7 protein-coding genes are annotated in these 9,764 nt (G+C 42.5%); 5 read left to right on the forward strand and 2 right to left on the reverse strand.

Translation table 11 applies throughout. From position 1 onward, the window contains the following. Positions 1-81: 81 nt before the first annotated feature. Positions 82-840 carry an MBL fold metallo-hydrolase gene (locus tag V7K32_RS07790; RefSeq protein WP_334991840.1) on the reverse strand — a complete coding sequence of 253 codons (759 nt, stop codon included), beginning with the start codon at positions 838-840 and terminating at the stop codon, positions 82-84. Between the two features lie 125 nt (positions 841-965). Next, complete coding sequence (locus V7K32_RS07795) at positions 966-1,727, reverse strand: Uma2 family endonuclease (RefSeq protein WP_334991842.1); 762 nt, start codon at positions 1,725-1,727, stop codon at positions 966-968. 282 nt (positions 1,728-2,009) lie between these two features. On the opposite strand from V7K32_RS07795, the gene V7K32_RS07800 reads away from it, so the two are divergent. The 5 genes from V7K32_RS07800 to V7K32_RS07820 all read left to right on the forward strand — a co-directional run. Next, on the forward strand, positions 2,010-2,903 hold the full coding sequence (locus tag V7K32_RS07800) for an alpha/beta fold hydrolase (RefSeq protein ID WP_334991843.1): 894 nt from the start codon (positions 2,010-2,012) through the stop codon (positions 2,901-2,903). Between the two features lie 310 nt (positions 2,904-3,213). Then, positions 3,214-4,272 (forward strand): serine/threonine protein kinase, encoded by a 1,059-nt coding sequence (locus V7K32_RS07805; protein WP_334991845.1) that lies wholly within the window; start codon positions 3,214-3,216, stop codon positions 4,270-4,272. 347 nt (positions 4,273-4,619) lie between these two features. After that, on the forward strand, positions 4,620-6,260 hold the full coding sequence (locus V7K32_RS07810; protein ID WP_334991847.1) for an AAA-like domain-containing protein: 1,641 nt from the start codon (positions 4,620-4,622) through the stop codon (positions 6,258-6,260). A 213-nt stretch (positions 6,261-6,473) separates the two neighbouring features. Beyond that, the gene (locus V7K32_RS07815) at positions 6,474-7,094 is read left to right on the forward strand and encodes a type I restriction enzyme HsdR N-terminal domain-containing protein (protein ID WP_334991849.1); all 621 of its coding nucleotides are present in this window, start codon (positions 6,474-6,476) and stop codon (positions 7,092-7,094) included. Between the two features lie 158 nt (positions 7,095-7,252). Then, on the forward strand, positions 7,253-9,764 hold a 2,512-nt coding region (locus V7K32_RS07820), incomplete at its 3' end, for an AAA-like domain-containing protein (protein ID WP_334991851.1).

Consider the following 9,764-nt stretch of genomic DNA (forward strand, 5'->3'; position numbering starts at 1 on the left):
TTGAGGCGTTCTGTAAGAGTAGTTGCTGCGCGTTGATATATGAGGTTTTCAGATTCTGATTTAGATTGCTAATGCTCGTTTTTATAATGGTAGTTCAAAGCGATCGCCTGGTTTTGGCTCAAGTATCCGCGTCGAAAGATTGTTTTTCTCTAGTAACGAACGAAATTCGTCAGCAGTTCCTTTAGTCTGAATGAATTTCATTAGCAATCCCTCAAAGGACACATCACCACCAGCAGCAGTAGGTAAGATTACTTGAGGTTGTAACAACTTTACTACTTCCAAAGCACTATTTTGCCCTTTAATAATCGACCCAAGCAAAGGCAATGTCATGTCAACAAACGGTGTAATCACTACATCGATAGGTGCAGCTTGCTTAAGTTCTGGGGAATGATGCCCATGAGGCTCGTAGTATACAGTTAAAGCACTCTCCAATTCTTTGAGGAGATAACTATTTTCTACCAGAGTCGGGCCAATTGGAGAGCCAGGAAAAGCCTTAATTTCAACTTGATTATTTAAAGTGAAACTTTCACCATGAGCCAATACCGTTACTTGGGTGTAACCTAACTGCTGTACAACCTTGGCCGCATTGGGAGAAGCTACAACTTTGATACTGCGATCGAGTAGTTTAAGCGTTGGTGGATGAGCGTGGTCTTCTAAACCTTGAGACAGCAGAATCAGATCAATGTTATCTGGTATTGGGCGATTTTGCGATCGCGAACCTTTAAAGAACCAATCCAAATTGCTGAAAATTAACGAACCAATCAGCCAAGGGTCAATTAGTATTCGTTTTTTGCCGATTTCCAGCAGCCAAGAGTTGCTGTCTAACCAAGTTAAGAACATAAAATTTTATGAAGATAACGCCTATCTTCATTATCAACGGTGTCAGCTTTATTGCAGGGATTGAAGTTACTACTGCGTTCTCACCACAGAGTAATCATAATTTTAATTGTAGTAATTTTTACCTATCACTCTAAATCAAACCGTCTCGCCTCATTCACCGATAAACTAAGTACCACCTCATCCAACGATAAACTAAGAGTACTGGCAATCTGTTCTACACTCAAGCCTAACTCCAATAATCTAGGTATTGCATCCTGTCGCGCTTGTTCTGCTTCTTGTCGCGCTTGTTCTGTTTCTTTATGACTTAAGAGTTTTCTGCCAGTTTGGGGGTGAAAAAACCGCAGTTCTCCCTCAATCAATCTGAGGTCTAAACCCAATATTTCACTGTGAATAGACAAGACACCATCGGGTAAAAAGTTGGATGTAATGGGTTGATATTTACCCTCAAATAAATAGGAACCCTTTAGTCGTGGGTTGAGGTAATCTCCGGTTGGGTCATACTGAAAATACTCTTGCACACCTAAAAGTGAATATTTCGTGGGTTTATCCTCTTCATCATTTTCTTGGGTGCTTGCAGAAGTGATTTCCAAAATAAAATTAGGGACTTTACCCCCTTCTTGCCAAACCTTGTAGCTGACGCGCTTTTTCTTGTCTACCTCAAATACCACAAAGACATCAGGAGCAACCACAGCACTAGGAATGCCCTTTTTATAGTAAACAAATAGATTCCCTGATACGTAGACATCATTTCGGTCTTGAAAATAAATGTCTAAGGCTTCTACAGCATAAATTAGATAATCCCGTGCTGGGTCGCTCTCCGCCATTGGTTTACCATCAGAACTGGGGTAGATAATTTCGGTCTTTAGTTGGTTAGCAGAAAGGGTCATGGTCGCTTCTCTCCGAGACGCTGCGCGAACGCTCCAATTCAAAATAGGTTATAAGTAAGTGGGTCAAATTAAATATAAAACCTCACCCTGCCTCCGGCTTCCCTCTACTTAATAAGGAGAGGGATTGAGGGTGAGGTTTGGTCTTATACTTAATTACAACTATGTATTTAGGGCAAAGACTTTAACTCAACTGGGGCTGGTTTAAAAATAGCATTTTGTTCAGACTTCATTTTAGGTCAGAGAACATTAATATATTTAAGAAAGACTTTATTAATCTTCATAATGACTGTAACTACACAGCCGCTTGCAACCGAAGACGCTTTTGAAAAATTCTTTTGGACTTGGCAGGGTTACAAAATTCAGTATACTGTCATGGGTACAGGACGCCCTTTGGTACTAGTTCACGGCTTCGGTGCTTCCATTGGACACTGGCGCAAAAATATTCCAGTTTTAGCTAATGCTGGCTACCAGGTATTTGCCATAGACCTTTTAGGTTTTGGCGGTTCCGATAAAGCAACCATTGATTACAGTGTGGAAGTTTGGGTGGAACTGCTGAAAGATTTCTGCACAGCACATATACACGAACCTGCTGTATTTATTGGCAACTCCATCGGCGCACTTTTGAGCTTGATTGTACTGGTAGAACATCCAGAAATTGCTGCTGGCGGTATTTTAATTAACTCTGCGGGTGGCTTGAGTCATCGTCCCCACGAACTGAACCCGCCACTACGGGTTGTGATGGCAGCTTTTAATCGGTTTGTGCGATCGCCAATTACAGGTAAATTTGTCTATAACCGCATCCGTCAAAAAGCCCAAATTCGCCGCACCCTCTACCAAGTTTACCGCGATCGTGAAGCCGTCACCGATGAATTAGTCGATTTACTTTATACTCCCTCTTGCGACCCAGGAGCGCAACAAGTCTTCGCCTCCATTCTCACAGCGCCTCCTGGCCCAAGTCCAGAGGAACTTTTGCCCAAAGTAGAACGTCCTCTATTAGTAATTTGGGGTGCTGACGATCCTTGGACACCAATTACCGGGACAAAGATTTACGAAGAGGCGCGTCAGAATGGCAAAGAAATCAAAATTGTTCCCATTCCTAATGCCGGTCATTGTCCCCACGATGAAGTTCCAGATATTGTTAATGCCCAAATTGTCGATTGGCTAGCGCAAAGTTAAGAATTTCGCGCCAAGACGCAAATGCAAACACACTTTCTACCGATGCGTCTTGTGCTATGCAGGGTAGAAATGGGGCTAACAATCTGGGTGACTCAATTTTGGATTTTGGATTTTGGATTTTAGATTTATTTTCGCCTTTAAGTTCGCTTGCTCTCAGACCTTTTTAAATTTTGGACTTCGGCGTAAGCATTAAATCGAACGCTTTTGAATCTTTCAATTCCATTATCCAAAATTTAAAATCTAAAATTCCGTGGGTGGATCAAAATCTTTCTAATTGCACCTTGACAGAATCAAACTCGTATGGTGTGTAATGGAGCTTGATGTGCGTAATAGACATAAAGGGGCAATTCCCTTAAATCACCATCCAGATTTTTCTAAACAAGGCTATCAAGTTATCAGCGAACTAGGACGCAACCGAGAAGGGGGACGCATTACTTACTTAGCTAATCTCTTCAACTCTCAGCAACAGGTGGTGATTAAAGAGTTTTGTTTTGCTAATGCCGATGCTGATTTATCAGGTGTGAAAGCATATCAGCGCGAAATCGAAATCTTGCAGCAAGTAAATCATTCTCGCATCCCTCGCTATGTAGATTCGTTTGAAATGCCAGGGGCTTTTTATTTGGTGCAGGAATATAAAAATGCCCCATCTTTAGGTTTAAGCAGCAGCTTTAATCCAGAAGAAATTAAGCTTATTGCTCTGTCAATTTTAGAGATTTTGGTTTATCTACAAAAGCAAATTCCGCCAATTATTCATCGGGATATTAAACCAGAGAATATTTTGGTTGATGAGCAACTAAATGCTTATCTGGTTGATTTTGGTTTGGCTAGGATACAGGGTGCAAAAGTAGCTCTTAGCAGCTTTGTAGCAGGAACACTAGGTTTTATGCCACCAGAGGAACAGTTTGGTCATTCCCTGACTGAGGCATCAGATTTATATAGTTTAGGAGCAACCCTGATTTGCTTACTTACTAATACCCGTTCTGTTGAGATTGGGAAATTAATTGATGATAACTATCGCTTTAATTTTCAGCAATTAGTTCCTCAAATCAGCCCCTGTTTTCGGTCTTGGTTGATGAAAATGGTGGAACGGAAACGGAAACGCCGATATCCTAATGCAGCTGTTGCTTTAAAAGCACTTAGGCCAATTGAGGTTGTTGGTAGTGCCACTGGGATAGATAATTTAATCAGGACAATAATACCTAGAAAGCGAGCTACTTTGTTGGGAGTAGCTACTGTTGTTTCACTGGCTGCAATGGGGGCAGCTTTGATCAGTTGTCAGCCTGGTAATACGGTTAGGCAATTACTGGAAGCTACAGAATGTCACAGTTTTGATTTAAATGCAAGTTGCCAAGAAAGAACCGGATATTAAGATTAATTAGGTTGCATTCGCCTCATTTACGAGTATCAAAGACTCATTCACGAGTATCAAAGACTCATCGGCGAGTATTAAGGGACTGACAAGAAATAAATTATTCCAAAAAACGAACCACAGAGACAAGGCAGCGCGGTCTTGGGGGTTTCCCCCATGAGCGACTGCCGCACAGAGAACGCAGAGAGAAGAAATAGAGAGAGTTTTTGCGTCAGTTTTGGAACATTTTTTTATTTGTCAGTCCCTAAAAACTCATTTACGGGAATGCGCTATCAGTAATTGTCTAGTTACTTGCTGTAGTAAACTACATCTAAGCCAGAAGCCTGCATTCAATAGTTGATAGCGCTGTGAAAAAAATCCTGATTGTGTCAGCTAATCCCACGACGACCGATAGACTTCGCTTGGACGAGGAAGTTAGGGAAATTGAGTCCGGGTTGCAACGCTCTCGCAGCCGAGATAAGTTTGAACTTATTACTAAATGGGCAGTGCGTCCTGATGATTTGCGGCGTGCGCTTTTAGATCACGATCCTCATATTATCCATTTTTCCGGGCATGGTGCTGGAAATCAAGGTTTAGTGTTGGAAAATAATACCGGGGAAATGCAGCTGGTGAGTACGGAGTCACTGGCAAGGCTATTTAAGTTATTTAAAGACAAGGTTGAGTGTGTATTATTAAATGCCTGTTATAGCGACGTGCAAGCTGAGGCAATTTATCAACACATTAACTACGTAGTTGGCATGAATCAGGCAATTGGGGACAGAGCCGCAATTAAATTTGCGGTAGGCTTTTATGATGCACTAGGCGCTGATAGGTCTTATGAGGATGCTTATGACTTTGGCCGTATCGCCATTGACTTAGAAAATATTCCCGAGTCTTCCACCCCAGTCCTGAAAAGTCGGAACAATCCCCAAGTTGCTTTGACTGCTAGCGAACCTGTTGTATATACTGAGGCAAAACCAGAAATCTCCTTAGAAAATCCCGAAGGGCAGGTGTCTCTAGACTCTGCTTTTTATGTCGAGCGATCGCCTATTGAGGTAGACTGTTATAAAGCGATTCTTCAACCAGGGGCCTTAATTCGCATCAAAGCCCCTCGGCAAATGGGCAAGACTTCGCTGATGTCGCGGGTTCTCCATCATGCTAGTCAACATGACTATCAGACTGTACCCGTGAATTTCCAATCAGCCGATGCAGAATTCCTCGGCAATTTAGATCAGTTTTTGCAGTGGTTCTGTGCCAGCATTACCTACGAACTGAATCTATCCGATAAATTAGACGAGTATTGGAAGGGTGTTTTAGGTAGCAAGAATAAATGTACAAATTACTTTCAACGGTATTTATTACCAGCCATTAATAGACCCATAGCTTTGGGTTTGGATGAAGTGGATGAAGTCTTCAAGCATCCCATAATTGCGGCTGATTTTTTTGGATTACTACGAGCTTGGCATGAACGGTCAAAGAATGAGACAGTTTGGAAAAATCTCCGGTTGGTGATTGTGCATTCTAAAGAAGTTTATATTCCGCTCAATATTAATCAGTCGCCTTTTAATGTCGGCTTACCTATTGAGTTGCCAGACTTAAATCAAATACAAGTACAAGATTTAGTACAGCGGCACAGCCTCAATTGGTCTAACCCACAAATTGAAGAATTAATGACACTGGTGGGTGGTCATCCTTATTTAGTGCGGGTAGCGCTTTATGAAATTGCCCGTGGTCGGATGACGCTGGAAAATCTGCAAAAAATCGCTGCAACTGAGGAAGGCCCTTACAGTGACCATTTACGCCGCCATTGGCTGAATTTGCAAGCGGATGCAGAATTGCTAGCGGCACTCAAACAAGTGATGATGGCAAATAGCCCTGTAGATGTAGGCACAACCGAAGCGTTTAAACTTCGCAGTATGGGGTTAGTGAAGTTTCAAGGCAATAAAGTGATACCTCTGTGTGAATTGTATCGTCAATATTTTTTGAATCGATTGGGAATTAAAAATTAAGAAAGTACATTAGGAGTGCAATAAAACTTTCATATCATGTCTATCATGTCCGCCAAATTACCCATAATAAAAGAACCCCACCCCCAACCCCTCACCGCCTGCGGGGAGGGGAGACAAAGCACAGCTTTGGCGGGGTGGGGTTCTTGGGGTTTAATAAGTAATCAAGTAGACCTGATTTCATCTGCAATTACCATTTAACTAAAAGGCTCAACAATGGTTGAACTTATTCAAGGAAAAGATATCACCCTAGCCCAACTCATCGATGAATTTGGTCTAAACCTTGCAGACGACGAACTTTTTTTTTCAGAGTGGCAGCAAGATTTACCTGAGTTGAGTGATTTAGAAAAGCAATCTCTCAACCAAGTCAAGGCAGAATATTTGCATTTATCCCGCTACCAAATTTTAGAACCTGTGGTCAAAATGGTGGTGCTATCTCCACTATTGCGTCTAGCAGGTTTTTATCAACCGCCTTTTTACATTGCGTCGGAAGAAGAAGTCAGAATTTCTTCTGAAGACGAAGGCACAATTGTTAGAGGACGTATTGACATCTTGGTGTTCCATCCTCCATTTTGGGTTCTTGTAATTGAAGCGAAACGAGCAGAATATTCTTTGGAGGTAGCAATTCCTCAAGCATTAGCTTATATGTTGGCTAATCCTGGTAACGATAAACCTACGTTTGGTTTTATAACCAATGGGCGGGAATTTCAATTTATTAAGTTGACGAAACAGGATACACCAAGATATGCATTATCTTACACACTGTCGCTTAATCGGGGAGATGACCTACATACTGTTGTAAAAGTGTTAAAACACCTAGCTCATTTAGTTTCGTAGTAGCATATCAAGTTTAAATTGATGGGTAAGCAAGTTCGTAGTAAGGACTAAAGTCCTTATCTTCCAAGCACTAAAGTCCTTACTACAAACCCTCAAAACTAGCTTATATTTCATAATTTTTAATTTTTAATTTTTAATTTTTTAATTTTTAATTGTTTATGACCCAGAACCAGTATCAAGTCGGTGGTAGTCTGCCTCAAAATGCACCAACTTATGTTAGACGGCAAGCTGACCATGACCTCTATGAAGGCTTGAAGGCTGGGAATTTTTGTTATGTACTCAATTCCCGGCAGATGGGGAAATCTAGCTTGCGGGTGCAGGTAATGCAGCACTTGCAAACAGAGGGATTTGCTTGTGCTGTTGTTGATATTACAGCTATTGGGACGGCAGATATTACGCCAGAACAGTGGTATGCCGGGGTGATTGATAGTCTGGTGGGAAGTTTTAATATTTATCCAACTTTTGATTTAGATACTTGGTGGACTGATAACGCTTTGCTTTCACCAGTCCAGCATTTTAGCAAGTTTATTGAAACGATTTTACTTCAAACAATTACTGAAAAGATTGTTATTTTTATTGATGAAATTGACAGCGTTCTGAGTCTTTCATTCAACTTGGATGACTTTTTTGCAGTTATCCGCGATTGCTACAACCGACGAGCAGACAATCCTGAATATAATCGCCTCACTTTTGCTTTGATTGGAGTATCTACGCCTTCAGATTTGATTCAAGACAAACGCCGGACACCTTTTAATATTGGACAGGCAATTGATTTAACTGGCTTTCAACTCCGAGAGGCGCAACCTTTGGCGCGGGGTTTGGCACAAGTGGGTGATTATCAAGAGTTGATGCAGGTGGTGCTGGAGTGGACGGGAGGACAGCCGTTTTTGACGCAAAAAGTTTGTAAGTTGCTGGTGCAGGGGGGCAGCACTTCTCTGCGAGACGCTGCGCGAACGGCTACGCTCATTGACCGGGGGGCAGAGGAGTGCGTGGAGAGTTTGGTACGCGAGGGGATTATTGAGAATTGGGAGACGCAAGATGAGCCGGAGCATTTGAAGACGATTCGAGACAGAATTTTGCGGAGTGGGGAACAGAGGACTGGGCGATTGTTGGGGTTGTATCAGCAGATTTTGCAGCAGGGAGAGATAGCAATTGATGATAGTGCTGAACAAACGGAACTGCGGCTGACGGGTTTGGTGGTGAAGCGGGAGGGGAAGCTGCGAATTTATAACCGCATCTATGCAGAGGTGTTTAAACAGGAATGGTGCGAGAAAATCTTAGCAAACTTGCGCCCTTATTCTGATGCACTAAACGCTTGGGTTGAGTCGGAAAATCAAGATGAGTCGCGTTTGCTGCGGGGTAAGACTTTGCAGAATGCCCAAGTGTGGGCAGTTGCTAAAAGTTTAAGCGATTTAGATTATCAGTTTTTAGCTGCTAGCCAAGAATTGGAAAAGCGCGATGTGCAGAAAAGGCTGGAAGTAGAAGAACAGGCAAAGCAAGTTTTAGCAGAGGCGAACCACAAAGCTAATCAGCAGATTCGTATTGGTTCTGTGGTGCTAGGGTTGGCTGTGGTTGGGGCAGTTGCATCATTAATATTTGCTCAATATCAATTAGGGCAAGCGCGAACAGCAAAGGCACAAACAGATAAAGCCCAAACAGAATTAAAAAAAGCGAAAACAGAAACCGCAACAACTAAGGAAGATAATCAGCGGATATCGAAAGAGAATAAAAAGATATCAAAGCAAGCAGCACAAGTGCAAGGGAATCTTAGTGATGCAACTGCAAAACTGAATGCTGCAAATGCCAACCTGAATCAAGCACAGCAAAACGTGAAATTAGCCCAAGACAAGGTGACAGCAGCTAACGCCAAGGTTAGTCAAGCTGAGGGACACGCCAAGGAAGCAGTTCAACAACGACAAGCAGCACAACAGCAGCGTGAACAAGCTGTTGCAGGTTTAAATCAAGCCAGGGAAGAACAAAAACAGGCGCAACAAGAATTAAATCAAGCTCAAAATGCTAGGAATGCGGCAGTAAATGCCCGTGCAAAAGCTTTGGCGGAATTAAAAAAGGCAGATGAAGACCGAAAAATTGCTTTAAAGGGTACGCAATTAGAACAAGCAGGAACAAATGTGTTGCGAGTGTTTGCAGCTTCAAAGGAAATAGAGGGGTTGCTGTTAGCAGTGGAGACTGGGGAAGAACTAAAAACCCTGGTAAAGGATAAAAAATCTTTAGGAGATTATCCTGCTTATAGCCCTTTGTTTAGTTTACAAACCATTTTGTTAAATATTCGTGAACAAAATCGCTTGGAAGGGCATAGCAGTTGGGTCAGCAGCGTCGTCTTCAGCCCGGATGGCAAAACTTTAGCTTCCGCCAGTGCTGACAAGACCATCAAATTGTGGAATCGGGACACAGGCAAAGAAATTTCCACCCTGAGTGGGCATAGCAGTTGGGTCAACAGCGTCGTCTTCAGCCCGGATGGCAAAACTTTAGCTTCCGCTAGTGGTGACAACACGATCAAATTGTGGAATCGGGACACAGGCAAAGAAATTTCCACCCTGAGTGGGCATAGCAGTTGGGTCAACAGCGTCGTCTTCAGCCCGGATGGCAAAACTTTAGCTTCCGCTAGTGGTGACAACACGATCAAATTGTGGAATCGGGACACAGGCAAAG

It is taken from the genome of Nostoc sp. (genome assembly GCF_036917635.1).
Taxonomy (GTDB): domain Bacteria; phylum Cyanobacteriota; class Cyanobacteriia; order Cyanobacteriales; family Nostocaceae; genus Nostoc.

What these genes read in the sequence shown, in the direction of transcription:
- V7K32_RS07790 (WP_334991840.1), bottom strand. Translation starts at nt 840, where the DNA reads ATGTTCTTAACTTGGTTAGACAGCAACTCTTGGCTGCTGGAAATCGGC.
- V7K32_RS07795 (WP_334991842.1), bottom strand. Translation starts at nt 1,727, where the DNA reads ATGACCCTTTCTGCTAACCAACTAAAGACCGAAATTATCTACCCCAGT.
- V7K32_RS07800 (WP_334991843.1), top strand. Translation starts at nt 2,010, where the DNA reads ATGACTGTAACTACACAGCCGCTTGCAACCGAAGACGCTTTTGAAAAA.
- V7K32_RS07805 (WP_334991845.1), top strand. Translation starts at nt 3,214, where the DNA reads ATGGAGCTTGATGTGCGTAATAGACATAAAGGGGCAATTCCCTTAAAT.
- V7K32_RS07815 (WP_334991849.1), top strand. Translation starts at nt 6,474, where the DNA reads ATGGTTGAACTTATTCAAGGAAAAGATATCACCCTAGCCCAACTCATC.